Source organism: Sporosarcina sp. FSL K6-6792, from assembly GCF_038004885.1.
GTDB classification, from domain to species: Bacteria; Bacillota; Bacilli; order Bacillales_A; family Planococcaceae; genus Sporosarcina; species Sporosarcina psychrophila.
Genome location: NZ_JBBOSA010000001.1, coordinates 1,068,615 through 1,093,194 on the forward strand (window position 1 = coordinate 1,068,615; position 24,580 = coordinate 1,093,194).

Here is a 24,580-nt window from a genome sequence, read left to right on the forward strand (position 1 = left end):
GTGCGATGTGACTCAGAAATATTCTTTGTTCTTTGATTAATTATCCTGTCTCCAGCAGCTCTATGCTCAGGGCCGACAGAACGCTACGAACTACGCCGCCACTTCTTTAAATTTCTAGTTGCTGGGGAATTAATAAAAATCTGGACTTGTAGTTATTTTCTAACATAAGGATTTCACGTCCAGTACTTGATGGGGCTGAACAGATGCTTGCGCATTTGTTCTTGCAATCTGGCGCTTGATTTGATAAAATAATGCTTGTTGTGAAAGAGATATCCGAAACTTCGTGGAAACACTCTTGCCTTACCTGAAATTGGAGGTGAATGAAATGCCAAACATTAAATCTGCAATCAAACGCGTAAAACAAAGCAATGCTGCGAACGAGCAAAACTCGAATACAAAGCACGCGATGCGTACTGCTGTACGTAAAGCTGAAACTGCTCTTGACGCTAAAGACGAAAACGCTACTGGCCTACTAAGAGATGCGATCAAAAAAATGGATACTGCTGCACGTAAAGGCCTTATCCATAAAAATACTGCATCACGTCAAAAAGCACGTCTTACTAAAAAAGCACTTTAATTTTCAACCTAAGAAAGGCCGCCCGATTATCGGACGACCTTTCTTTTTTTATTGTCATTTTCTATTTTCTCAACGGCTCCATAAAGAACAACTCCAGAATTCGTTCTCTTTTCCCACTTGATGATTTCAATTTATAGTCAATTGCCGCGAGCTTACTTAAGATCAATAGCAAACGCTCAGAACTTGGCAGACTTCTATTCTCCATCATTAATTTCACACGGTACGGATGAACACTTAACGTTTTTGCAATTTGATGTTGCTGGTATCCTTTTTTCTGAAGTAAACCCACATGGACCATGAGCCTAACTTGACTTGCAATAAGTGAAGTCAACATGATTGGCTCTTCACCGTTACGTAATAAGTCATGGTAGATGGCGACGGTATTCGACACTTTTCCAGAAACGTAGGCATCTGTTAATCGGAAGACATCCATTTCTGGAGTCCGTGGTACGAGCGACTCAATTACATCTGCCGTAATATCCCCATTACCATTCAAATAGGTAGCCATTTTACCAATTTCAGATGACAAAGCAAGCAGGTCATCCCCCGCCATTTTCACGAGAAATTCTGCTTCAGTTGGTCCAATTCGTGATCCATTCGCCCCCGCTTCCTGCTGAATCCACGTGAACAGATCCTTCCCTTGCAGTCGTTTTGATTCTATGACAGTCGCATGTTCTTTTATTATTTTGGTAATCCGTTTTCGTGCATCCAGTTTTTCATATGGCGCTATAAATACAACCGTTGCCGTTGGTGAAGGATTTGCCAGCCAAGCTTCCAACAGCTCCAAATTATGTGTCACTTTTTCTCTGGTTTTATCTGATGCTTTTAAAAATGATGCGTTTCCAGCTATAATTAATTTTCGGTCTTCAAGGAATGGTAGTGTATCCGCCTCTTCAATGACTGCTTCTACAGGTGTCTCATCCAAATCAAACCGAATGACTGATGCAGCATCAATGTCAGGTAATGCTTTTTTCAGCCGTGTAATTGTGGAGTCGAATAAATGTTGTTCGAGACCAGTCAATAAGTAGACCGGATCGATTTCCCCAGCAGCTATTTTTTTCCATATTGCATTTGCCACATTATTCACCTCTTCCAAATCGATTACGCCTCAGCGCAATTTCGTCCAAATTTTTAATTGCACTTGTGCCCGCAGGACCCGACGATTTTAGTCTGGGTTCCCCTAATCAGCAAGAAACTTGCCCACCATCGATGTATAAGCGTTTTACCATTCATCCCACTGCTTATAATAGGGGGAACTTCTATATCTGACGCTTCGCTTTCAGTACAAAAAAATTGCTGAATCAAATTAAATACATTCCAATTATACAGTATAGCAAAACGACTGTATGGACAAATTGTGTCAGTTCCAGCCGGACATGTTTAAAAAGTTGATTGCTATGGATTTTTACTATGGAATCATCTATACTATAATGGAATCAGGAGGTGTAGCAATGAATGAGTTTGAACATGATGTACAGTCCAAACGTAATGATTTAATCGATTCAGGAATCGGCTTTGTAGTCGCTTTCGTAGCATTCTCAGCTATTTTTGTTATTGCTACTATAATCGACGTAGTCGCTGGCTAATATGTTTGAAGAAAACGGACAACACATCCTATCCAGGGTGTTGTGTTCGTTTTTTTATTTTTTCATACTCGAAACTTCGAAATGATCTTTTTTTACAGTTACAGTAACCGACCCAAATTCAGCGGTTGACATTGTCGGTAACCCTTTCTTTTCAAACGTTGCGACGACCTCAGGATGAGGATGTCCGTATCTGCTGTTTCGCCCTGCCGAAAAGATGGTTAGTTCTGGACGAAGCACGTCGACGAATGGCTCGGTACTCGATGTCCTGCTACCATGATGCCCTGCTTTCAAAATGACGGGACCGAAATCAGAATGCCCGTAGTCGCGAAGAAATTGAGCTTCTCCCTCTTTTTCCATATCTCCTGTCAATAAAAACGAAGGTCCCGATGTTTTCATGAAAAGGACAAGTGAACTTGCATTCCCATCATATTTCCCTTCTTTAGGTGCCACATAATGAAAATCCGAGCTTCCTTTTGTCCAAGAGACTCCTTCTTTCATCGACATCATCGGAATGCGTTTGTCCCCTACAATCTGTATGATTTCTTTCATCGCTACTTCAAATTCACTTCCTGGTGCAATATGAATTTCACCAACTGTCAGCTCTTCTAAAACTTCATCTGCCCCTTCCATATGATCCGCATCGGCGTGAGAAATAATTAGTTTATCAATTTTTGCAATACCTCGGCCTTTCAAATAAGGTACGACGATTTTTCGACCTACTTCAAACTGCTTTGTAGGCGTTTTCCAATTCGGGTCGCCAAATGTAATGGTTCCGCCCGCGTCAATCACATATACCGCTTGCCGATAAGGCAATTCGATAACGATACTGTCCCCTTGTCCGACATCTAAAAATGTAACCTTTAACGAGCTGTCCATGTACGGTATGAAATGAATGACGAGTGCAGGCATGAGCACAATTGGCAACGACTTAAAAACATTGGCCCCTTCTTCACTGCGCATAAAGAACAGCAAGACTCCTGCTACAGCTATAGATATCCAAAGCGCATCCGGTTTTCCTGGAGTCCATAGTTGATAGGGTAAAGAAGATATCCAACTTGTTACTCCTCCTACGATTTCCCTGAAAGGCTCATATACCATGAATAATAGTCCAGCAACCTTCGGCAATATCGATGTCATGATTAGTAAAACAATGTTTGCTGGTAAAATGATGAGCGAATACAACGGAACATAAACAAGATTAACAACAAATGATGAAATCGACAGCTCATGAAAATGAAATAGTAATACTGGATACAAAGAAAGTTGGCTGATTGACGTGACGAGAAACGATACACTAAAAGCAGTCTTTGCCTTGGCTAAAATACCGGAAGAATAGACGAGTGAACAAGCTGCCAAGTAAGACAACTGAAAACCTGGCTGAAATAGAACAAATGGTTGATAAAGGATAAAACAAGTTGCACTTATCGCCAGTGCATCATCCAGTCTCACCTTCACCCTCCCTGACGACGCGAGAAGGACGAGTATAGTCACCGATACCGCACGCCAGACAGAAGGTGCCCCTCCAGCCATAACAGCATACAGAGGCAACAGTGCCATAACAAGTGTATCAATTGTTTCTTTCCTTATAGTTGCTCTTAGTAGCAATTCCCGCAACATGAATGTCAGCAGTCCGACGTGCAACCCTGAAATCGCAAAAAGATGTGTAATGCCAAGCGTCCGATAATTTGAAGCCAGTTCTTCATCCATCCCGCTTCGATCACCAATAAGCAAAGCTTCAGCTTCCACTTTCAGCGTCTCTGGGAATGTAGCCCCGATATGATTTTTCACTTTCCGCCTCTGTCCAGATAATCGTGTCCTGATACCAGAATTTTTTTCTACCTGAATAATCGTCTCCGATTCAAATATCCCTGATGCTCCATACATTCTCATATACTTCGTCATGTCGAAAGAATAATCATGTGAAGGAATATCCGGTTTGCGAAATGAACCTGACATCGTGAATGTCACGGACGGGATATTCATCTCAAGAAAACGAGTTTTTTGTTGTTCACTGCTAATTGTATAGATGGCGTAAACTGTTTCACCGGTAGATGTTTTAGCAAATCCCTTCATCTTACCACCATCAATTTTCACATTATCGGTCCAAGAGATGCTAAGGGTTGCATCGCCGGATTCTTTGATTATAGGAATCGTCGCTGAAATATAGAAAAAAGAGAAGGTAGCGGTCGCAACCGCGAGGATAGGTGTGAGGAAATCTTCTTTTCTACTCAAGAAGATGGGAAGAAGAAATAAATTACAGAGTAATAGATAAACCGGACCGTATACAGCAAATGCTGATACGGCGACCGGGATTGCTAAATACATGAAACGTACACGTGAAATCATTTGTCGAATAAGCTATCCACCCTTTTTTTATAGGGGGCAAGTTCTTCATTCCCAGCGCCTAGTGCCTGCATTTTTAGAAGCATTTCATTGATAAGTTCTAACTTACTTTCGCTGGAAAAGTCGACTTTCTTTTCGTCGAATGGAATATGCTGAACGGAAACATCCGACTGTGCAAATAACTTTAATGCATATTCGTCGTTTTTATAATCTGTTGCATAGATGACATGCTTAATGCCTGCTTGAATAATTGCTTTCGAACATTGTAGGCATGGGAAGTGCGTCACATACAGCGTTGATCCTGCAACGGGTATGCCATACTTCGAACATTGCAGCAATGCATTCATCTCTGCATGGATTGTCCTCACACAGTGGCTCTCAATGACATAGCAACCATGGTCAATACAGTGGTCTCCCCCTGATATGGAACCGTTGTAGCCGCCTGCAATGATCCGGTTATCTCTGACAATTGATGCTCCGACAGAAAGTCTTGTACATGTACTTCTTACTGCTAATAGATGGCACTGGGCCATAAAAAACTGGTCCCACGTTATTCGCTCCATTGTGAATGCCTCCAATATTTATTTCGTTTAGTATGTTTCCCTACTATAATAGGCTATATGAAAGATTCCACTTCGGCTACCCCTGTAAGGCGCCTACGCTGAGCTCGCATATGAAATTCAATAGTTCAATTAATATAGAATGTACTCCATTTAATTCACAGTAATCTGAGATTCTAGTTTTTCAAATGTTTTCTGACCGATTCCAGACACTTCCATCAATGATTCCGGTGATTTAAATTCGCCATGATCCGTCCGGTATTGAACAATTGCTGCCGCTTTTGCGGGGCCCACACCTGGGATCGTCATCAATTCTTTTTCATCCGCGGTATTAATATTGACTTTTCCGTCATCTTGGGGCGCACTTGCACCGCTTAATGGAGTGAAAGAAATATCTAGTACTTCTTCTCCAATGATCGGTACATAGACGACGAATTCATCCGCCAGTTTCATAGCATGGTTCAACATTCTGGAGTCAGCGTTTGGTAAATAGCCGCCTGCTGCGTTTATAGCATCTATCAGGCGGTCTCCATCTTGCATCGAATAGACACCGGGGTGCCTAACAGCGCCTTTCACATCGACAACGATGGGAGCTGGAGCAATTTGAATACTACTTACAATTTCTTCTTCAATCTTTTCTTCAATCAATTCAGGGAATGGGTTTTGTTCGCTCATGACAAACGTATTATCGTCAGCCTGTCCTTTGGGGAAGAACAGAAAAGCGGATATGACAGCGATTGCTGCAATTGGGGTTATAATCTTACGCCATTTACCGGATACAAACGAAAGAAACAGTACAGTCACCCTTTCTTCGGCGGCATCCATATGGAGTACATTCAACTATAAATGAATGCCGACCAAAAATCAAATCCGCCTTGGCGTATTTGCGTCCAGATCAAGTAAAGAAGTTAGCCATTGTCGCATCCTTGCGAGAATGGCTAACTGACCTGCATCACGCAGGCCTGACCTTGCTCGATAATTCATCTGAAAACCTGTGGCATCCGCCCGAGGCTTAATTTTATTCAGTGGGGATTTAAACCCTCACTGAATAAAATGAAAAGGTTTATTTTCTGACTTGGAAAAATATTCGTTCGCTTTCTTCGTGTGGCGCTTCATCTTCCCAATCTGCAAAAATCCGTTCAATCGAAAAACCTGTGTCCATAAGCATATCTGCATAGTCACTTACTGGAAACGTTCGTTGCGTGTGAACCTCATCAAAACGCCTATACAACCCACTTTCGCTCTTAACGAAAAAGGCCAGTTCAGAATAAACGGAGTGAAGTTCTTCGCCTTCTTCCGTTATCCATATGTATGTTATTCGACCATTATCAAACGTAAAAGGACCTTCCATGAAGATGACATCCGTTTTAAAAGTTGAGTGAACATCAAAGATCAATTTTCCACCAACCGCAAGGGCCGAATAGATTTGCCGAAATGTCGACAGCACATCTTCACGATTCGATAAATAGTTTAACGAATCAATGGCGATAACCGCAATATCATAGTCCGCAAACCCCTCTAGCTGTTGCATAGGTTGTTCGATAAATTGCACAGGCAAAGAAAGCGACTGTGCACGCTCTTCTGCCACCACTAACATGTCGGCAGAAAGATCGATCCCAGTCACTTGTGCTCCTTGCTTAGCAAGTTTCATGGATAAAAGGCCTGTTCCACATCCGATATCTAGCACACGTTTACCATCAATCCCCCCTGCCGCTACATCAATAATATCAATGTAGGCGTCATAGGGAATGTCGGTCATTAGTTCATCGTAGACAGAAGCGAATTCGGAATAAGCCTGATTCATCTTTCTTCAGCCATGTCCAACATTGGTGCGTCTCCCCAAAGCTTTTCAAGGTTGTAGTAACCGCGTTCGTCTTTATGGAATACGTGAACGACAACATCGCCTAAATCAACGAGTACCCATCTTGCCATGTCCATTCCTTCGATTCTTTTTGTATTAAATCCAGCTTCAGAAGCTTTGTCAGCTACTTCTTTTGCAATTGCTTGGACTTGGCGTCCTGAATTTGCATGACAGATAATGAATTGGTCCGCGATAAGTGATACCCCTTCCATATTCAGTACAACGATGTCCTCGCCTTTTTTATCGTCGATTGCTTTATAAGCTGTTTCTAGTAATGTAGTAGTCATAATTTCACTGTTCCCTTCTTATTAACTGATTGTAACAGTCTATTGAGTCCGGAAAAACCGGTACTCTTTTATTCACAAGAAACTGCACTGACTGATAAATGCAAGCTTCCATTGCTGTATCAAGGTTTTCTTCAGCTTTTACTCTTAACTCATCCACTCCTGGAAAGCTGCGTCCAGGTTCAATCATATCAGAAACATAGATCAACTTTTCGAGCGGGGACATAGTCGCCCGACCGGTTGTATGATAGCGGATTGCGTTTAGGATATCCGCATCACTAATCCCAAATTCATCTCGTGCGATAATCGCCCCAACTGGAGCATGCCACAACTCATGATGAAATAACAAGAGCCGTGAATCTTCGTTTGCTGTGTTTAAAACATGATGCAGGTCAGCCTTGTCCATGAATTTTGCAATATCATGAAATAGCGCCGCTTGCTCAGCTTTAATCACTGGAAGTCGATACTTCTCAGCCAATCTTTTTGCCGTTTCCGTTACCCGTAAAACGTGTTCATAACGTTGTTTCGGCATACGTTTAGCGATTTCTATTTTCAACTGTGCAACTTCCATACAAACCCTCCTCGCGAATAAAAGCTTCCACTGCAGGCGGGATAAGCAATTGGACGGCACCATTCTCAGAAAAGCGTTGTCGAATCAATGTTGAAGACAACTCAATTTGTGGGATATCCACCATAATGATTGGATAATCCGTTGTTCCGTTAGTCCCTGGACGTCCAACACCTACGAAATTGACAAGCGTGACAAGTTCTTCAATCCGGTGCCATTTAGGCAACAAATCAATCATATCACCGCCGATTATAAAGTAAAATTCAATCTCCGGTTCAATCTGTGTCAATTGTCTCATTGTATCAAACGTATAAGAAACACCGCCACGTCCTACTTCAAAAGCAGACACAGTCAAGCCATCAATAGCCATCACAGCAAGTTCCACCATCTGCAAACGCTGTTCAGCAGTCGCATCACCAGGTGCAGTTTTATGCGGTGGAACCGCCGTCGGCATTAATCGAACTTCATCAAGACATAGAGATTGCTTTACTTCATTCGCAACAATCAGATGACCGATATGAGGCGGGTTAAATGTACCGCCAAGAATGCCAATCTTTTTCATATGGGCTTACCTCACTTATGGAAGTTCGATCCGTTTTTTCTCAACTGATTCTTTATATAAAACAATGATCTTACCGATAACTTGAACGACTTCAATGCCTACTTGTTCTTCAAGTTTCGCTGCAATTTCATTTTTATCTTGGTCACAGTTTTGTAGAATTGTTACTTTGATTAATTCTTTTGCTTCAAGCGCTTCTTCAATCTGCGTGATGACCGATTCTGTTAAACCACTTTTACCAATATGGACAAGTGGTTGCAGACGATTCGATTCGCCGCGAAGAAAGCTTTTTTGTTTATTAGTTAACATAGTTATTTATCCTCCAAGAGTTGTCGTTATTTTGTCAATCATAAATCCTGTTTCAGGGCGGACTTCTGTCCATGTCTCGAACGCAAGCGCTCCTTGATGGACGAACATGCCGACCCCATTCATTGTGCTTGCTCCCCTTTTACGGGCTTCTGCAAGGAATGCCGTTTCAAGTGGGTTATAGATAATATCGGCAACAACAGTTCCTTCAGACATATTTTCCGGGTTTAAAGGCATTCCTTGTTGTGAAAAGTTCATGCCAACGGATGTCGTCTGGACGATTAAACCAAATTCGGCTAAAGATAATTCTGCCTCCGCTACTGATAGAACCGCCGAATCGGATAGTTCAGTTGCTAATTGTACGGCTTTTTCCAGAGTACGGTTCGTTAAAAAGATAGGGCCGTATCCCGCGGAATGAAGTGCATAAGCGATACCGCGTGCAGCACCGCCAGCGCCAATAACGAGAACTTTTTTATCCTTACACTGCTCACCACAGGCTTCTTCCAAAGATCGGACAAATCCCTTGCCGTCCGTATTGGAGCCCACAAGTGTGCCATCCTCGAGTACGTGGACAGTATTCACTGCGTTCATTTGTCGCGCGGAAGAATCCAACTGATTAAGAAACGGGATAATAGCACTTTTATGCGGAACAGTGACATTAAATCCTGAACAGCCTAAGTTCTTTAAGCCCTCTACTGCTTCCCGGAGTCTGTCTTCAGTTACATGTATTGGGATATAGGCTGCGTCTATACTTTCTTCATCAAACCAAGCTTCGTGCATGCTCGGAGACATTGACTGTTTGATTGGATCTCCGATAACCGCATACCACTTTTTCATAATGAGTCCCTCCTTAGATTAATGAAGGGCGTAGTACAACGTCTACCCCACGAGGTGCATGAATTGCGACTACTACATTAGGATGCTGAATCGTGATCCAACCTAGCCCTGAAATTACAATGTCTGTTTTCGCTTTTTTAATCGAAAATTCATGACGGACAAATGGTGGTAACGTTTCAAGTGATTCACCAGACGGCGGCGCTAGCATCCCACCAAGGTGTTCTTTGTACAAATGATCCGCATTGGAAAGCTTTGTCCGGTGAATTGATAATTCATTCGAAACATGAATTGTAAACGACGAACGGTCACCAGAAATAAAGTCAAAACGTGCAAGACCAGCGATATATAGTGTCTGTTCAGCATTCAGCTGGAATACAGACGGTTTCAATTCTTTTTTAGGTGTGATTGCCTTCAAATCATTTGCATCCAAATGATGTGCAATCTGATGATGATTAATAATACCAGGTGTATCATAAATTGCTTTGCCATCTTCAAATGGAATTTCAACAAGATCTAAAGTTGTTCCTGGGAAATGAGAAGTCGTAATTACTTCTCCAATACCAGTCGCCCCTTTAATGATGCGATTGATGAACGTTGATTTCCCGACGTTCGTGCAGCCGACTACATAGACGTCTTTCCCACGGCGATGTTTATCAATCGCTGTAAGTGCTTCTTCCATTCCTTTGCCTTTATGAGCAGAAACAAGTAAAACATCAACAGGTTTTAAGCCAAGTTTAGCCGCTTCAGCTTTCATCCAGTTGATAAGACGGTTCGGGTTAATTGATTTTGGTAAAATATCTGCCTTATTACCGATTAATAAAATATCTTTATTGCCAACAAAGCGGTGCAGACCGTTTATCCAGCTACCATTGAAGTCGAAAATATCGACGATTTTAACGACCAAACCGTCTTTTTGACCAATACCATTTAAAATAGCAAGGAAATCATCGCCCGATAATGATACGGGTTGTAATTCATTATAATTGCGCAGTCGGAAACAACGCTTGCAAATAACGTCTTCTTTTTCTAAAGAAGCTGGTGGCGTAAAGCCTTCCAATTTCGGGTCTTCAGTCTGGATTGTTATTCCACAACCGATACATTTAATTTCTTCCAAGCTTATTCCTCCCACTTAATCAAGCCACGGCGTTTCAATCCCGCCATGATCCTTCTTTCAATCTTCCTGTTGAACTTCGTAATAGCGGCGTCTGACGTCGCGACAGGCACTACGAGTATCGTATGTAGCCCTTTTCTGTTACCGCCGAGTATATCGGTTAGCAACTGGTCACCGATGACGACGACTTCCTCTTTTTTGACGTTCATAGAAATGAGTGCCTTTTGGAATGATTTCCGCATTGGCTTACGTGCATCATTTATGAATGGAATGCCAAGAGGTTCGCAAAAGGCTTTAACACGCATTTCATTGTTATTTGAAACGATGGTAACCTGTATGCCCGAATCTTGCATTGATGTTATCCATTCGATGATTTCAGGTGTTGCATCCGGCCTGTCCCACGCGACAAGCGTATTGTCCAGGTCCGTGATTACCCCTTTGATTCCTTTATCTTTTAATACTTCAGGTTGAATATGAAAAATGTCTTTCACATACTCATCTGGTAAAAAATACTTATACACGATATCCACTCCGATATAGTACTTAATCTGAAACGATTATAACATAACAATGCAACTTACACGCATTGATAAGAAAAGCGCAAGGCGCCGTTTAGCCCCGAAAAGCGCTGGAAGGCTTGACGAGAAAGGCGCTCTTTGCCTTTTCGGCAAGTCCGAAGCGACTCGAGGGGCTGGCGCCTGGAGCCTAGACACTAAGAAAAGCGCAAGGCGCCGTTTAGCCCCGAAAAGCGCTGGAAGGCTTGACGAGAAAGGCGCTCTTTGCCTTTTCGGCAAGACCGAAGCGACTCGAGGGGCTGGCGCCCGGAGTCTAGACACTAAGAAAAGCGCAAGGCACCGACTCGATTAGAGAAACGCAAGTTACGTTCATCTCACATCAAGCTGGCTTAAATTAGGACATCCTTTATCGCCTGTCCGACTAAAAAAACGGTGATACGGCAAGAGCCGACCGCATATGCTGTCATACAACGACACAGGAGGTGGCCCGATGAGCGGGTTTGTCATGGCGATTGTCCAGCTATGGCTCGAAATTCCTGCAGTGATTGGCTATATTAGAGGGCAGGCTTTCCAGCGCCCTCTATCCAAAGAGGAAGAAGCAGCTTGCCTGCAACGTCTTGCAGAAGGCGACGAAGATGCTCGAGATGAATTGATTGAACGTAATATGCGGCTCGTCGCCCACATCGTAAAAAAATTCCACCCAAAACACGAACTACTTGATGATTATATCTCAATTGGAACAATTGGACTCATGAAGGCGGTAAACAGTTTCACTCCGGATCGCAAAACGAAACTGGCCACATACGCCGCCCGCTGTATTGAAAATGAAATACTCATGTATTTACGAACACAGAAAAAGGTACAAAAAGACGTCTCCCTCTTTGATCCGATCGGTATGGATAAAGATGGCCAATCCTTGCAAATTGCTGATTTGCTTCAAACAGATGATGAATCGCCGGTCGATGCAGTCGAACAAAAAGAAAGAAAAGAAAGGCTGTACAGACATCTTGGAAAACTTGACGGCCGGGAACTTGAAATCATTCAAAGACGATATGGTCTGTTAGATGACCTGCCTATGACGCAAAAAGAAATTGCTGAGCAGCTCGACATTTCGAGAAGCTATGTCTCTCGTATCGAAAAACGCGCAATCGTTAAACTGTACCAGCTATTCAAACATGAATACAATGATTCAAATTAAGGACCAAAAGCGCAAGCACCTGTTCATTAGCACTAAAGTCTTGACGTGAATTACCTTCATTTGTAGGTTATCCACAGTGCAAGATTTTATAATTCCATAAGTAATAAAGAAAAGGCGTTTCCACGCGGGAGTGATCCCAGCATAGGAAACGCCTCTTCTTTTACAGCTCAGTCCGCGCTAACCTCACGAGAGATGACAACTGCAATGATTGTTGTTGCGATAAACACGCCTGCCATTAAAAATAACATAGTTAAATCCCTCCTCGAAAAAGAATATCTGCAAGATCTATTCATATACCTATCTTACCACGAAATGCTTAAAGTTTCGAGATGACTTTTAAAACAATATCTGTGGAATGACGTGCCGCAACTGGAAGGAACTCATCAAAACTAATTGATGACTCTTTTCCTGCAATATCTGATAATGCCCGAATGACAACAAACGGCGTACCAAACTGATGGCATACTTGAGCGACAGCCGATGCTTCCATATCCGCAGCAATCATCAGCGGGAATGTCTCTTTCACCTTTTTAACATGTTCAGTATTGCTCATAAACGTGTCACCCGAAGCGATAAGTCCTGTAGCATGTGCATGTGCTCCTACTTCATCGACAGCAGCACGAGCTGCATCCACAAGCCCTAAATCTGCTGGATACGCTGCTGGTTGTCCTGGAACTTGACCATGCTCGTAGCCAAAAGCAGTTACATCGACATCATGATGACGCACTTCATTGGAAATAACGACCGTGCCGACTTCAAGTGAATCATGGAATCCCCCTGCTGAACCTGTATTAAGAACAACATCCGGCTTATAATTGCTTAGTAATAACGTCGTTGCAATCGCGGCGTTTACTTTACCAATCCCACTTTTCACAAGTACAACATCATGCTCACCGATTTTCCCTTCGATGAATTCACACCCTGCAATTGTTATCGCAAGACCTGAATCTATTTCTTCACGTAAGAGTATTACTTCTTCTTCCATTGCGCCAATTACTGCTATCTTCATAGTATTCCCTCCACTAAATTGCATTTAATAATCAAAGTCCAATGTTGTTAATTTATCCATTTTTACAGGTTTCCAGCCTTCGCCATCCACCCATTCAAGATAGACACGGTATTTCTGTGTACTATCTCTTGACGAAACGATTCCAATAGACTTCTGTGGTCCGCCGCCGTTTTTAATCTTCAAAAAGATCATTGAGTCTTGTGGTAGACCAGTTGCATAGGCAAGTGCTTGTTTTTTCTCATTCCAATCCACTGAACTGCCATCATACTGGGATACGTGCTCGCCTGTTTGTGTCGTACCTACAGGCTTCCATGCATTATTGACAATCGTCTCGGCAATGATTGCGTCGTCTGAAGGAACGGATGTAACCGAGTCAGACTCCTCACTATCGTCTTCATTAGTTGTTTCGTCGACTTGTTCGGTTTCTGTCGTGTTTTCTGGTGCAGATCTCTCTTCGTCCTTTGTTGGATTACTATCTTCTGTCGCATTATCCTTATCGTCATCTTCAACGTCTTCTGCCTTATCATCATTGACAGTGCTATCATTTGCAGTTTCTTCAATATCGTTCGGTTCATTATCACTCTTGTTGCCAGAGAAAATGGCCACTGTAGCGATAACAATAAGAACTACAACAACTGCAATCATACTGTTCAAAATTTTATTTCGGTTACGACCTTTTTTTCGTTCAACTCTCGAAAGATCAGGTTCTCGTTCTGTCATTCACATATCAACTCCTGTTAAGATTTTGACGATTGCCAGTATGTAATAGACGAGTAGCAACGTAATTTGTTTCATAAAGTTCTAAAAAGGTATTTCATTGAATTCGCTGCACTGCTCGGGGATGGCGTCAGCCTAAGGGCCTCGGTTACTCCTGTTAAGGTGCATTCTCTCAGTTTATATTTAGGCATTCATTTATTCAACTTTTATAGTAAATCATAAAGTACGAAAACCGCCCTCACAATAGAGGGCGGCTATCAGTAAATCATTTTATATCAAGAATTGTAACTGACATTTCTCCACCCGGTGTAATAATTTTCACTTGATCACCTTTAGAACGACCGATAAGTCCTTTTGCAATCGGTGAATCATTTGAAATTAGACCTTCGATTGGATTCGCCTCTGCAGAACCAACAATCGTATACGTCTCTTCATCACCGTCTGGCAGTTCTTTAAATGTGACGGTTTTCCCAAGGCGTACTTCGTCAGTATTTAGTTCGTCTGCTGTGATGATTACCGCATTGCGGATCATCGACTCAATAGAAGCAATTTTACCTTCAAGGAAACCTTGATCTTCTTTCGCGGAATCGTATTCCGAGTTTTCCGAAAGATCCCCGTGACTACGCGCGATTTTTATGCGCTCAACAACTTCTTTTCGTTTAACTGATTTTAGAAAGTCTAGCTCTTCTTCAAGCTTTTGTTTACCTGATGCAGTCATTGGAAATTTCTTTTCTGTAATCATTACACACACCACTCCCTAATATTCCTGTTCATAAAAATACTATGCCACTCCTACGACAGGTATGCGACATAGTGCTAAATCTGTATAGAATTCTGTCATTATCATATTACAATTCTGTTCCAGATTCAAGAATTGTTTTTATTTTCGTAACCATTAGGTCGATTGCGACTTCATTATGACCGCCTTCTGGAATAATAATATCGGCATACCTTTTCGTTGGTTCGATGAATTGATTGTGCATTGGGCGTACAACAGACAAATATTGCTCGATGACCGAATCAATTGTTCTACCCCGCTCATTAATGTCACGCATAATACGACGAATGATACGCAAATCCCCGTCTGTATCGACAAATAATTTGATATCCATTAGATCACGTAACCTCGCGTCCTCAAGAACCAAAATCCCTTCCAGGATAATGACATCTTTCGGTTCGATAATAATCGTCTCTTCAGACCGCGTGTGTAATGTATAATTATACACGGGTTTTTCTACGAGCTTTCGGTCAATAAGGGTTTCAACATGATGAATTAGTAGATCTGTATCGAACGCCAGCGGATGATCATAATTCGTTTTTAACCGTTCCTCAAATTCCAAGTGAGACTGGTCTTTATAATAATAATCCTGTTCGATAACAACCACAGAATGCTCTTTAAACACATCGTAGATTGAATTGGTAACACTTGTTTTACCCGATCCTGAGCCACCTGCAATACCGATGACGAGAGGTTTTCTAGATTTCATTTCAAACTCCCTTTACGCATCAGAATATCCCGTTATTCTAGGATATCCACATTAATGTCTTTTTATTTTTTTACAGCAATTAAAAGCCCGTCTCCAACCGGAAGCAAAGACGTTTCGTACTCAGGATTGTTCATAACCCATTCAGTGAACTCTTTCAAGTTGCGTATCATTGTGCGATTTCGCCTCGGGATATCCTTATCTTCGAGCAGCACTATACCATGCATGAACATATTATCGCAATAAATAACGCCCCCGGCTTTGAGGCTAGACGCATATTTTTCAAAGAATCGTTTATATTGCCCTTTAGCAGCATCAATGAAAAGCGCATCGTAAGTCTTATCGAAAATCTCAGCACTGTCAGTTAACAGCGCGTCCGCTTCAATAATAGCAATCCTTTGTTCAAAACCACTCCGCGTGATGTAGTCAACCGCTTTCAAATACCGATCAGTATCTCTTTCAATAGTAACAATAGAAGCCTTAGGTAGTGCCCCAGCAATCCGTATCGCCGAATAACCGATTGCACTACCAATTTCAAGGATACGTTCCGGATTTTGAATTCTTAATAGGCTAATAAATAAGTCGATACCCTCATTATCCATGATTGGAACATGATGTTCTTTCGCATATTGTTCTATCTCAACAATGAGTGTATCTCTTTCTTTCACAAAACTTGCAAGATATGTCTTATAGTTATCCATTGCGTTCATCTCCAGTTCAAGACCGTCAATCCCCTGATAAATAAAGTGTCCGGTTTTTCAAATGCTGATCATAAGAATCCGTAAAATGATTGACACCTTTCTTATCGGCTAAGAAAAATAGATAGTTCGTTTTAGAAGGGTCTATAACTGCTTCGATTGAAGACCTTCCTGCTCCCGCAATCGGTCCAGGCGGCAATCCTTTGACGACATACGTATTATAGGGATCTTCTATTTCAAGATCTGAATAAAGTACTCTATCTTTGTGCTCACCTAGTGCGTAAAGGACTGTTGGATCCGTTTGAAGCGGCATATCTATCTCCAAGCGATTGTAAAATACACTGGCAATCGTTTCTCTATCTGATTGCGCCGTCGCCTCTTCTTCAAGCAGTGATGCGAATGTCAACAACCAATGAACTGATTTATCATTGCTTTGCAGATAATCGAGATAAGGCGTTACATTTAGCGCAGTCCCCTGAATCATCGAATTGACTATTGTTTCAAGAGATGGTTTTTCTTCAAAAAACGGATAAGTTGCTGGGAATAAATAACCTTCCAACGGATATTTAACGTTTTCTGCTTTAATATCTTCTGTCAAGATTTTCGAATATTTCCCCATCAACATATTGACGGTTGCTTCGTCATTTACATAAGCAAGGAATTCTTTCTCTGAAATCCCTGTACTTTTTTCGACAATTTTAGCAATTTGTTTCAATGTCAATCCTTCTGGAACAGTCATTGTAAAGACTGGTTCTCTATAAACTTTTCCTGTTTTTAAACTTTCGATGATTTCGTCAAGCGTCATCGATTTCGTTAAGCCATACGTCCCTGCTTGAAACTGAGAATTGTTATTGAACTTCACGTAATATTTGAACAGACGAGCATCTTTAACAATCCCATTTTCTTCAAGTTTCGCTGCAATAGTGTCTACACCAGACCCGATAGGAATTTCTACTTCAATGACTTTTTCGGAATCTGGGTCCATGGGTTGAAGGGCCCCTGTTATGTATTTATAGACGTAACGGCCACCAATTAAGCCAATAAGAACTAGAACAAGTACGATTACTAGCACAATCCTTCTAACGATTTTCACTTCTTTCTTCTTTTCACGCATTCGCTCGAACATGATATCTTTTTTCGAACCATCATCCATGCGTAATCCACCTCTTTCGCTCGAAGCATAATAAGAAAAGCGTAAGGCGCCTACCTATAGGGAACACAGCTTAAATGCGCCACTTCCTATGGCAACAGCTGCATGACCTACATCCTGTAGGCCCGCGACGGGCATAAGTCGATCCAGGGAAGGCAGTCTAAGATCGCGACGTCCTGTCGCAACGACTGCATACCTGCTTCCTGCAGGCACGACGTGGCGCTCTTTGCCACATAGCTGGATTGCTTATGACCCGAGCGGCTGGCGCCTGAAGCCTAGACACTAAGAAAAAGCGCAGACCGACTAAATTCGCGATGTTCTGTGGCAACGTCGACACTAGTACGTCCTGTATGTCGGAGGGCCTTAAGGACTGAAGCGACTCGAGGGGCTAGGCGCTCGAGTCAAGACATTGCTCAAGGTTCTGACCTACTCTTTCTCATCTCTCAATGAAAAAACGGAACGGCCTGTACCGCACCGTCCCGTCCGTGCACATATAGTTTACTCTTCTTCGTCTTCTTCGTCCTCTTCTGCAAGGAACGTGTTCAACATTTCTTCAATCATTTCCCACTCTGCGTCGTCTTCGATAGGCATCAATTCGCCATCTTCATTGTCTTCAGAAGGTACAAATGCAGATGCATGGATTTCGACTTCTTCGTCGTCATCCGTATCTTCTTCACCAAGTACATGATAAAGAACGTATGATTTACCGAATTCCTCTGAATCAAATGTAAAGATTACTTCACATACGTGTTCCTCGCCGTTTTCATCTACAATCGTCATTGTTTCTTGTCCGTGTTCCATTACGATCACCTCATCTATTTTTTGAATCAAGATACCCTTGGAGTATCATGATTGCTGCCATCTTATCGATAACAGTCTTTCTTTTCTTACGACTAACATCTGCATCGATTAGCACGCGTTCCGCTGCCATCGTCGTCAATCGCTCGTCCCATAATGCAACAGGAAAGCCGAATGTTTGTTTCAAAAGCTCAGCATAATCTTGAGATGCTACCGCTCTTGGTCCGACTGTATTATTCATGTTCTTAGGGAATCCTACCACAAATCCGCTCACTTCGTATTCTTTCACGAGTTCCCGGATTCTTTCCATGCCAAACTGGCCAGCACCTTCATCGACCTTAACTGTTTCAATGCCTTGGGCAGTCCACCCAAGCGCATCACTGATCGCGATGCCAACCGTTTTGGTTCCAACATCCAACCCCATTGTCCTCACTCTGTTTTCCCTCCGTTTTCACGAACGTAAAACTTCACAAGTTCTTCTAGGATCTCATCCCGTTCCAACTTTCGGATTAAGTTACGTGCATCGTCATGACGTGGTATATAAGCTGGATCGCCCGAAAGAAGATAACCTACAATCTGATTAATTGGACTGTAGCCCTTTTCGTCAAGTGCCTTGTGCACATGAAGCATAACCTGCTTCACTTCTTGCTCCATTGACTCTTCAGGAAAGTTAAATTTCATCGTCTTATCGTATGACTCCATAATCGACACCCCGCTTTCAGATCATCCGTTTTATGAATCGGATATAATTACATTTCTAATTATACCCGATTTGATTCACCAGTTAAACAGATTTGACATAATCATACACGGATTGAAGGGCATCATCAAGTTTAGACACATCTTTCGCACCTGCCATTGCCATATCCGGGCGACCGCCACCTTTTCCATCGCACTGTGTAGCTACATGATTGACGATTTTCCCAGCATGATAGTTCCCTGATTTCAAATCTTCTGTCACGCCTGAAACCAGCATCACTTTACCGTCTGCCGCTGCACCTAGGACAATGACTCCTTTTGATAACTTCTGTTTCATTTCGTCCATCATCTGACGAAGTCCATTATTATCTTTCACATCAACACGTGCAGAGATCACTGTCACGTCATTGATTTGCTGAGCAGATGCCATAATGTCCGCCAATTGACTGTTTCCGAGTTTAGCAGATAGTGATTCATTTTCACGTTGAAGTTCTTTCATGTCAGCTAACACTGATGCGATCTTCGTCACAACGTCTTTTGGATTCGATTTTAAAAGGCTTGCAGCGTTAACGAGCACTTCCTCTTCATCTTTGAATGAACGGTAGGCTTGCTGCCCCGTAAGTGCTTCAATGCGTCGTGTGCCTGCGCCGATTCCACTTTCAGATACAAGTTTGAACAAACCGATGACAGACGTTGAAGCGACGTGACATCCACCGCAAAGTTCCAATGAGTAATTCCCAACTGAAACAACGCGAACCACTTTGCCATACTTTTCACCGAAGAGTGCCATTGCACCAAGTTTTTTGGCTTCGTCAATCGGTCTTTCTGCAATATCGACAGCGATGTCTTCCCAGATTTTTTGATTGACAATCTGCTCAATTTTCTCAAGTTCTTCTTTCGTCACTTGACCAAAATGCGAGAAGTCAAAACGCAAACGGTCAGGACCGACGTAGGAACCTGCCTGGTTAACGTGTTCTCCAAGTACTTCTTTCAATGCTTTGTGAAGAAGATGCGTTGCCGTGTGATTTCGAACCGTTAGTTTTCTAGCTGCTTGATTTACTTCTGCTTGAACGGCGGCACCTTTATGCATTTCACCCGAACGAATGATTGCCGTATGCAAGTTTTGACCGTTTGGAGCTTTTTGTACATCTTTAATATCCGCAACAAATGTTGCGCTGCTAATTATTCCTTTGTCCGCTACTTGTCCGCCACTTTCCGCGTAGAACGGAGTACGATCCAAGATGAATTGAATTTCATCACCTTCTGATGCAGTGTCAACTAATGTTCCTTCGAGTAAGAGCGCGACAACTGTTGCATCACAATGCAGTTGATTGTACCCAATGAATTCGCTTGAATCATGAATTTCACCAAGTACACCCGACTGAACATGCATTGAATCGACGTCTTGACGAGCTGCACGCGCACGCTTACGTTGGCTGTCCATTTCCGAATCGAACCCAGCCCGGTCAACCGTAACCCCTGCTTCTTCAGCAAATTCTTCTGTCAACTCGAATGGGAAGCCATATGTGTCATAGAGACGGAATGCGATAGCTCCTGGAACGATAGAAGTTCCCGATGATTTTGCAGTTTCGATCACGCCAGAAAGGATTGTCATTCCATCCGTTAATGTTTCATGGAATCGTTCCTCTTCATTTTTGATAACTTTCATGATGAACTCTTTCTTGTCAGTCACTTCAGGATAGAAGTCTTGCATGATTTCTCCTACAACTGGTACAAGTTCAAACATAAACGGCTTGTTGATGCCCAGCTGTTTCGCAAAACGAACAGCTCTGCGTAGCAATCTTCTAAGCACATAACCGCGACCTTCATTGGACGGAAGTGCTCCATCACCGATTGCAAAAGCCACTGTACGGATATGGTCTGCAATCACTTTAAATGCAGTATCTTTTTGTTCATCTGTACCGTATCTCTCTTCGGTAAAGTTTTCAATAGCATTCATGATAGGCATGAATAGATCTGTATCAAAGTTTGTCGGAACGTTTTGGATAACTGATGCCATCCGTTCGAGTCCCATTCCTGTATCAATGTTCTTTTTCGGAAGTGGAGTGTATGTATTATCCGGATTATGGTTAAATTCCGAGAATACAAGGTTCCAAATTTCTAGATACCGTTCATTTTCTCCGCCTGGATATAATTCAGGATCAGAGAAATCGTCGCCGTATGCCGGTCCGCGGTCGTAGAAGATTTCTGAGTTCGGACCACTCGGGCCTTCCCCGATGTCCCAGAAGTTTCCTTCAAGACGGATGATACGATCTTCTGCAATCCCTACTTTGTCACGCCAGATTCCATATGCCTCTTCGTCTTCTGGATGGATTGTGATGGATAGCAGCTCAGGGTCAAAACCGATCCATTTTTCATCCGTTAAAAATTCCCATGCCTGAACAATTGCTCCTTCCTTGAAATAATCACCTATTGAGAAGTTCCCAAGCATTTCAAAAAATGTATGATGGCGAGCTGTTTTCCCGACGTTTTCAATATCGTTTGTACGGATTGACTTTTGTGCATTGACGATACGCGGATTAGTTGGAACAACACGACCATCGAAATACTTTTTCATTGTTGCAACGCCGCTGTTAATCCAAAGAAGTGATGCATCATCGATTGGTACAAGCGGTGCAGATGGTTCAACACTGTGCCCCTGTTCCTTGAAGTAGTCCAAAAACATGTTACGTATTTGTGACGTTGTTAGTTTTTTCATGAATGAATCCTCCTTTTAAATTGAAAACATGTGGATATCGGGTGTGGGCCTCTTATTGCAACTTTCGAATCGTAATGTCAACTTGGAGGTTCTAATGTCAACTCCGAAGTTCTAATCACAACTTTTGATTTCTAATGGCAACTTTCGAAACGTAACGGCAACTCCTAATTTCCAAGCGCGACGTTGGGATATAATTGCAAACCGCCGAAGGAATGCAGCCTAAGTGCGCGACGTCCTGTCGTAAAGGCTGCATACCCGCGTCCTGCGGGCACAAAAAAATCCCCGCCCCTAATGCAAGGGACGAAGATGTTAGTCTCGCGGTACCACCCTAATTACCGGAAGAATTGAATCCGGCATCTCTGGTTGCCTTAACGCGGCGGACGGCAGGGATGAGCTGCACTCGGGAGTAGCTTTTCAACATTTTCGCTCGAGAACCCTTTCAGCCAAGGGGCTCCTTTCTGGACGAGTAAACTTGTCTACTTTCTCCGTCAACGTATTACATATGAATAACATTTGTAATTGGATTATAGAAAAGTTCCGCCTTGTTGTCAATCTGAAACTTCAAGAAATTCATAAGGCGTTACCCCTTTCATGCCAATCAGCGGATCGATTGATAGGAAAGTTTCCATCGTAAGTGAGAAAATGACAGGTTGGGAATCCTCTGAAATCACATGCGCCTCATTAGAAACCTTTCCACGCTCAGGATCAGGAGACTCCATAGCTACCAGTTCAATGACATCGCCGTTTAACCGTTCTTTTAATGTCGTCTGCCTTTCCAATTCGTCAGTTCGTGCTATACCTGCCCTGAACTCTTCAGGCTCACCACAGAGGATAAGGAAGTTTTTCGCACGAGTGATGCCGGTATACAGTAAATTACGTCGCAACATTTTACGATGACCGCGGACGATTGGCATAATGACGATTGGGAATTCGCTGCCCTGGGATTTATGGATTGAACAGCAATAAGCAAGTGTCAGCTGGTTAAGATCATTGCGTTCATAGGTAACTTCAATTCCATCATACGAAACAACGAGTAGTTCTTTTTTATCGATTGTTTCTTTGGCTTTGATAATCGAAATGACTTCACCCATATCTCCGTTAAAAACATTACTCTCGGGTTGGTTGACAAGCTGAAGCACTTTATCACCAATTCGGTAAATCGCTTCGCCAAAAACCACTTCTTTGCGTTTGGGTCCTGGTGGATTGACCATTTCCTGAATCATTTTGTTTAAACCATCAATACCCGCCGGTCCTCTATACATCGGCGCAAGAACTTGGATATCTTTAATGGGGTGACCTTTGGTAATGGCATTTTTTACGACTTGTTCGACGACTTCGAGAATTCGATCGCTACCCGCTTTGATAAATGAACGATCCGATGTTTTCTTTGTAATGTCATCTGTCCATTCTGACCGTTTAATCATATGAGCCATTTCGATAATCGACGAACCTTCACTTTGCCGAAATACTTCAGTCAACTCAATGATAGGAACTTTCCCAGAGTCTAGCATATCCCGAAGTACTTGACCGGGTCCTACAGGCGGCAGCTGGTCTTGGTCACCAACGAATAATAGTTGTACATCATTGGCAAGTGCCTTTAATAACTGATGGGCAAGCCATGTATCGACCATCGACATTTCATCAATGATAATGAGACGCCCTTCAACTTCCCGCTCAGTCTCTTCATCCTTTTCCTGCCCGTTGAATCCAAGCAAACGGTGAATTGTCATCGCAGGTAATCCAGTCGATTCCGACATTCGCTTAGCTGCACGCCCAGTAGGCGCCGCTAATACAATCGGAAATGGTTCTTTCTTTTTGGCATACTCTTTCGGGTCGAGCGACAATCCGTGAAGTTCTGCATACACTTCGACAAAACCACGAATAACAGTCGTTTTCCCGGTTCCAGGACCGCCCGTTAATATCATTAATGGCGAATGAAGGGCTGTTTCAATCGCTGCAACTTGTGTTTCTGCATAATTAACACCTAGCCGCTCTTCGACTTCCCCGACCGCTTTTCTTATTTCAGACACAGGAAATTGATCCGCTGTGTCATTTTCCATAATGCGCTCAAGCTTCGCAGCGATACCGATTTCTGAAAAGTAGAGGGACGGTATGTATAATCTACGTTCTTCAGCAGATAGCTTGCCTTCCTCAACAAGCACAATAATTGCCTGGGAAATATCTGAAAATGGAATATCAATGCGCTGACTCATTTCAAGCAGGCGTTTGACGTCTGGCAAAATGGCTTCCGCTTCAACGTATACATGTCCCGCTGATTGCACTGCTTGGTTCATCGAATGAAGGATGGCTGCCTTGATTCTTGAAGGGTGGTTTCCTGTAATGCCTAGGTTTTTGCCGAGTTCATCCGCACGTTGGAAACCTATCCCTTCAATTTCTTCAATAAGCCGATAGGGATTTTCAGACAGCAATGAAACCGATTCTTCACGATACTTCTGATAAATGCGCATAGCGATTTGCGGTCCGAATCCCCATTCGTTCAATTGGATAATTGTCCGCTCAAGCCCCATATTCTGCTCCAAAACGGAAATCAATGTCTCTTTCTTGTCATCCGCTAGTTTCGGAATAGTACCAAGAACAGACGGATCGTCAAGGATTTTTTTAATAGCATCTTTGCCTAACTTTTTAACAATTGTTTGAGCTGTCTTCATCCCGATGCCCGGAAACAAATCACCTGACAGATAATGGACCAGTCCCGTTTCTGTTGCCGGCATCTCTTTCGCAAAGGTATGCACATCAAACTGCGCACCGTATGTCGGATGATTAACTAGTTTACCTGTAAATTTATAGTCATCTTCTGGATTCAGTTGTGGAAAACTGCCTTTAACGATGATTTCTTTATCTTCATTCCCACTATTCGTTTCACGAACTTTTAATTTCGCGATCGTAAAAAGGCTGTCGGGGTTATGGAAGATTGTCACGACTGGTCGTCCAATCAAAAAAACTTCATCCGTATTTCCCGCCATGTTGTTCCCTTCCATCA

General features: G+C 42.6%; 26 protein-coding genes. 3 read left to right on the plus strand and 23 right to left on the minus strand.

Annotation, left to right across the window (positions count from 1 at the left end; translation table 11 throughout):
- The first annotated feature begins 325 nt into the window (after nucleotides 1–325).
- Entirely contained in the window at nucleotides 326–577 is a 252-nt protein-coding gene (gene rpsT, locus MKZ26_RS05135) for a 30S ribosomal protein S20 (protein ID WP_067208317.1), read from the plus strand.
- Between the two features lie 61 nt (nucleotides 578–638).
- Here the strand turns inward: rpsT and holA are convergent, their stop codons facing one another.
- Nucleotides 639–1,655: a DNA polymerase III subunit delta gene (gene holA / locus MKZ26_RS05140; protein ID WP_067208314.1), complete on the minus strand. Its 1,017-nt coding sequence runs from the start codon at nucleotides 1,653–1,655 to the stop codon at nucleotides 639–641.
- 373 nt (nucleotides 1,656–2,028) lie between these two features.
- On the opposite strand from holA, the gene MKZ26_RS05145 reads away from it, so the two are divergent.
- Entirely contained in the window at nucleotides 2,029–2,163 is a 135-nt protein-coding gene (locus tag MKZ26_RS05145; RefSeq protein ID WP_082786541.1) for a YqzM family protein, read from the plus strand.
- Between the two features lie 54 nt (nucleotides 2,164–2,217).
- On the opposite strand, the gene MKZ26_RS05150 is transcribed toward MKZ26_RS05145, so the two are convergent.
- From MKZ26_RS05150 to MKZ26_RS05200, 11 genes are all read right to left on the minus strand, one after another.
- A complete protein-coding gene (locus tag MKZ26_RS05150) occupies nucleotides 2,218–4,509 on the minus strand; it encodes a DNA internalization-related competence protein ComEC/Rec2 (RefSeq protein WP_340764866.1) in 2,292 nt (763 codons plus the stop codon).
- Nucleotides 4,506–5,069 (minus strand): ComE operon protein 2, encoded by a 564-nt coding sequence (locus tag MKZ26_RS05155; RefSeq protein WP_340764869.1) that lies wholly within the window; start codon nucleotides 5,067–5,069, stop codon nucleotides 4,506–4,508. Before MKZ26_RS05155 ends, MKZ26_RS05150 begins: the two co-directional genes overlap by 4 nt.
- A gap of 150 nt (nucleotides 5,070–5,219) precedes the next feature.
- On the minus strand, nucleotides 5,220–5,891 hold the full coding sequence (locus MKZ26_RS05160; protein ID WP_340764871.1) for a helix-hairpin-helix domain-containing protein: 672 nt from the start codon (nucleotides 5,889–5,891) through the stop codon (nucleotides 5,220–5,222).
- Between the two features lie 238 nt (nucleotides 5,892–6,129).
- A complete protein-coding gene (locus tag MKZ26_RS05165) occupies nucleotides 6,130–6,870 on the minus strand; it encodes a class I SAM-dependent DNA methyltransferase (RefSeq protein WP_340764872.1) in 741 nt (246 codons plus the stop codon).
- Nucleotides 6,867–7,214 carry a ribosome silencing factor gene (gene rsfS, locus MKZ26_RS05170; protein WP_186668673.1) on the minus strand — a complete coding sequence of 116 codons (348 nt, stop codon included), beginning with the start codon at nucleotides 7,212–7,214 and terminating at the stop codon, nucleotides 6,867–6,869. The genes MKZ26_RS05165 and rsfS overlap by 4 nt, the downstream gene beginning before the upstream one ends.
- Nucleotides 7,215–7,218: 4 nt before the next feature.
- Nucleotides 7,219–7,782, minus strand: a complete 564-nt coding sequence (gene yqeK, locus MKZ26_RS05175) for a bis(5'-nucleosyl)-tetraphosphatase (symmetrical) YqeK (protein ID WP_340764876.1) — start codon at nucleotides 7,780–7,782, stop codon at nucleotides 7,219–7,221.
- A complete protein-coding gene (locus MKZ26_RS05180; protein WP_340764878.1) occupies nucleotides 7,748–8,341 on the minus strand; it encodes a nicotinate-nucleotide adenylyltransferase in 594 nt (197 codons plus the stop codon). The genes yqeK and MKZ26_RS05180 overlap by 35 nt, the downstream gene beginning before the upstream one ends.
- 15 nt (nucleotides 8,342–8,356) lie before the next feature.
- Nucleotides 8,357–8,647, minus strand: coding sequence for a ribosome assembly RNA-binding protein YhbY (gene yhbY, locus MKZ26_RS05185; RefSeq protein WP_067208293.1), 291 nt, complete (start codon nucleotides 8,645–8,647; stop codon nucleotides 8,357–8,359).
- A 6-nt stretch (nucleotides 8,648–8,653) separates the two neighbouring features.
- Nucleotides 8,654–9,481 (minus strand): shikimate dehydrogenase, encoded by an 828-nt coding sequence (gene aroE / locus MKZ26_RS05190; protein ID WP_340764880.1) that lies wholly within the window; start codon nucleotides 9,479–9,481, stop codon nucleotides 8,654–8,656.
- 13 nt (nucleotides 9,482–9,494) lie between these two features.
- Nucleotides 9,495–10,595 carry a ribosome biogenesis GTPase YqeH gene (yqeH, locus tag MKZ26_RS05195; protein ID WP_340764882.1) on the minus strand — a complete coding sequence of 367 codons (1,101 nt, stop codon included), beginning with the start codon at nucleotides 10,593–10,595 and terminating at the stop codon, nucleotides 9,495–9,497.
- Nucleotides 10,596–10,597: 2 nt separating this feature from the next.
- Nucleotides 10,598–11,116 carry a YqeG family HAD IIIA-type phosphatase gene (locus tag MKZ26_RS05200; RefSeq protein WP_340767608.1) on the minus strand — a complete coding sequence of 173 codons (519 nt, stop codon included), beginning with the start codon at nucleotides 11,114–11,116 and terminating at the stop codon, nucleotides 10,598–10,600.
- Between the two features lie 481 nt (nucleotides 11,117–11,597).
- Here MKZ26_RS05200 and sigK point away from each other — a divergent pair, with 481 nt between their 5' ends.
- Nucleotides 11,598–12,305 carry an RNA polymerase sporulation sigma factor SigK gene (gene sigK, locus MKZ26_RS05205; protein WP_067208284.1) on the plus strand — a complete coding sequence of 236 codons (708 nt, stop codon included), beginning with the start codon at nucleotides 11,598–11,600 and terminating at the stop codon, nucleotides 12,303–12,305.
- Between the two features lie 316 nt (nucleotides 12,306–12,621).
- Here sigK and mtnN read toward each other — a convergent pair whose 3' ends face one another.
- From mtnN to recD2, 11 genes are all read right to left on the minus strand, one after another.
- Entirely contained in the window at nucleotides 12,622–13,314 is a 693-nt protein-coding gene (gene mtnN, locus MKZ26_RS05210; protein WP_340764884.1) for a 5'-methylthioadenosine/S-adenosylhomocysteine nucleosidase, read from the minus strand.
- Between the two features lie 24 nt (nucleotides 13,315–13,338).
- Complete coding sequence (locus MKZ26_RS05215) at nucleotides 13,339–14,034, minus strand: YrrS family protein (RefSeq protein WP_340764888.1); 696 nt, start codon at nucleotides 14,032–14,034, stop codon at nucleotides 13,339–13,341.
- Between the two features lie 262 nt (nucleotides 14,035–14,296).
- Complete coding sequence (gene greA / locus MKZ26_RS05220) at nucleotides 14,297–14,773, minus strand: transcription elongation factor GreA (protein WP_067208276.1); 477 nt, start codon at nucleotides 14,771–14,773, stop codon at nucleotides 14,297–14,299.
- Between the two features lie 106 nt (nucleotides 14,774–14,879).
- Entirely contained in the window at nucleotides 14,880–15,518 is a 639-nt protein-coding gene (gene udk, locus MKZ26_RS05225) for a uridine kinase (protein WP_067208274.1), read from the minus strand.
- A gap of 62 nt (nucleotides 15,519–15,580) precedes the next feature.
- Nucleotides 15,581–16,216: an O-methyltransferase gene (locus MKZ26_RS05230; RefSeq protein WP_082786540.1), complete on the minus strand. Its 636-nt coding sequence runs from the start codon at nucleotides 16,214–16,216 to the stop codon at nucleotides 15,581–15,583.
- Between the two features lie 25 nt (nucleotides 16,217–16,241).
- Nucleotides 16,242–17,366, minus strand: coding sequence for an endolytic transglycosylase MltG (mltG, locus tag MKZ26_RS05235; protein WP_340741937.1), 1,125 nt, complete (start codon nucleotides 17,364–17,366; stop codon nucleotides 16,242–16,244).
- A gap of 495 nt (nucleotides 17,367–17,861) precedes the next feature.
- Nucleotides 17,862–18,164 carry a DUF1292 domain-containing protein gene (locus MKZ26_RS05240; RefSeq protein WP_340764890.1) on the minus strand — a complete coding sequence of 101 codons (303 nt, stop codon included), beginning with the start codon at nucleotides 18,162–18,164 and terminating at the stop codon, nucleotides 17,862–17,864.
- A 10-nt stretch (nucleotides 18,165–18,174) separates the two neighbouring features.
- Nucleotides 18,175–18,594, minus strand: coding sequence for a Holliday junction resolvase RuvX (gene ruvX, locus MKZ26_RS05245; protein WP_340764892.1), 420 nt, complete (start codon nucleotides 18,592–18,594; stop codon nucleotides 18,175–18,177).
- On the minus strand, nucleotides 18,591–18,863 hold the full coding sequence (locus MKZ26_RS05250; RefSeq protein ID WP_067208264.1) for an IreB family regulatory phosphoprotein: 273 nt from the start codon (nucleotides 18,861–18,863) through the stop codon (nucleotides 18,591–18,593). The genes ruvX and MKZ26_RS05250 overlap by 4 nt, the downstream gene beginning before the upstream one ends.
- 82 nt (nucleotides 18,864–18,945) lie before the next feature.
- On the minus strand, nucleotides 18,946–21,579 hold the full coding sequence (gene alaS, locus MKZ26_RS05255) for an alanine--tRNA ligase (RefSeq protein WP_340764894.1): 2,634 nt from the start codon (nucleotides 21,577–21,579) through the stop codon (nucleotides 18,946–18,948).
- Nucleotides 21,580–22,127: 548 nt separating this feature from the next.
- Nucleotides 22,128–24,578 (minus strand): SF1B family DNA helicase RecD2, encoded by a 2,451-nt coding sequence (gene recD2 / locus MKZ26_RS05260; RefSeq protein WP_340764896.1) that lies wholly within the window; start codon nucleotides 24,576–24,578, stop codon nucleotides 22,128–22,130.
- Between the last annotated feature and the right edge of the window lie 2 nt (nucleotides 24,579–24,580).

Excerpts from the sequence above, each read along its gene's own strand:
- rpsT (WP_067208317.1), top strand. The coding sequence starts at position 326 with ATGCCAAACATTAAATCTGCAATCAAACGCGTAAAACAAAGCAATGCT.
- MKZ26_RS05145 (WP_082786541.1), top strand. The coding sequence starts at position 2,029 with ATGAATGAGTTTGAACATGATGTACAGTCCAAACGTAATGATTTAATC.
- MKZ26_RS05150 (WP_340764866.1), bottom strand. The coding sequence starts at position 4,509 with ATGATTTCACGTGTACGTTTCATGTATTTAGCAATCCCGGTCGCCGTA.
- MKZ26_RS05155 (WP_340764869.1), bottom strand. The coding sequence starts at position 5,069 with ATGGAGCGAATAACGTGGGACCAGTTTTTTATGGCCCAGTGCCATCTA.
- MKZ26_RS05160 (WP_340764871.1), bottom strand. The coding sequence starts at position 5,891 with ATGGATGCCGCCGAAGAAAGGGTGACTGTACTGTTTCTTTCGTTTGTA.
- MKZ26_RS05165 (WP_340764872.1), bottom strand. The coding sequence starts at position 6,870 with ATGAATCAGGCTTATTCCGAATTCGCTTCTGTCTACGATGAACTAATG.
- rsfS (WP_186668673.1), bottom strand. The coding sequence starts at position 7,214 with ATGACTACTACATTACTAGAAACAGCTTATAAAGCAATCGACGATAAA.
- yqeK (WP_340764876.1), bottom strand. The coding sequence starts at position 7,782 with ATGGAAGTTGCACAGTTGAAAATAGAAATCGCTAAACGTATGCCGAAA.
- MKZ26_RS05180 (WP_340764878.1), bottom strand. The coding sequence starts at position 8,341 with ATGAAAAAGATTGGCATTCTTGGCGGTACATTTAACCCGCCTCATATC.
- yhbY (WP_067208293.1), bottom strand. The coding sequence starts at position 8,647 with ATGTTAACTAATAAACAAAAAAGCTTTCTTCGCGGCGAATCGAATCGT.
- aroE (WP_340764880.1), bottom strand. The coding sequence starts at position 9,481 with ATGAAAAAGTGGTATGCGGTTATCGGAGATCCAATCAAACAGTCAATG.
- sigK (WP_067208284.1), top strand. The coding sequence starts at position 11,598 with ATGAGCGGGTTTGTCATGGCGATTGTCCAGCTATGGCTCGAAATTCCT.
- mtnN (WP_340764884.1), bottom strand. The coding sequence starts at position 13,314 with ATGAAGATAGCAGTAATTGGCGCAATGGAAGAAGAAGTAATACTCTTA.
- MKZ26_RS05215 (WP_340764888.1), bottom strand. The coding sequence starts at position 14,034 with ATGACAGAACGAGAACCTGATCTTTCGAGAGTTGAACGAAAAAAAGGT.
- greA (WP_067208276.1), bottom strand. The coding sequence starts at position 14,773 with ATGATTACAGAAAAGAAATTTCCAATGACTGCATCAGGTAAACAAAAG.
- udk (WP_067208274.1), bottom strand. The coding sequence starts at position 15,518 with ATGAAATCTAGAAAACCTCTCGTCATCGGTATTGCAGGTGGCTCAGGA.
- MKZ26_RS05230 (WP_082786540.1), bottom strand. The coding sequence starts at position 16,216 with ATGGATAACTATAAGACATATCTTGCAAGTTTTGTGAAAGAAAGAGAT.
- mltG (WP_340741937.1), bottom strand. The coding sequence starts at position 17,366 with ATGGATGATGGTTCGAAAAAAGATATCATGTTCGAGCGAATGCGTGAA.
- MKZ26_RS05240 (WP_340764890.1), bottom strand. The coding sequence starts at position 18,164 with ATGGAACACGGACAAGAAACAATGACGATTGTAGATGAAAACGGCGAG.
- MKZ26_RS05250 (WP_067208264.1), bottom strand. The coding sequence starts at position 18,863 with ATGGAGTCATACGATAAGACGATGAAATTTAACTTTCCTGAAGAGTCA.
- alaS (WP_340764894.1), bottom strand. The coding sequence starts at position 21,579 with ATGAAAAAACTAACAACGTCACAAATACGTAACATGTTTTTGGACTAC.
- recD2 (WP_340764896.1), bottom strand. The coding sequence starts at position 24,578 with ATGGAAGGGAACAACATGGCGGGAAATACGGATGAAGTTTTTTTGATT.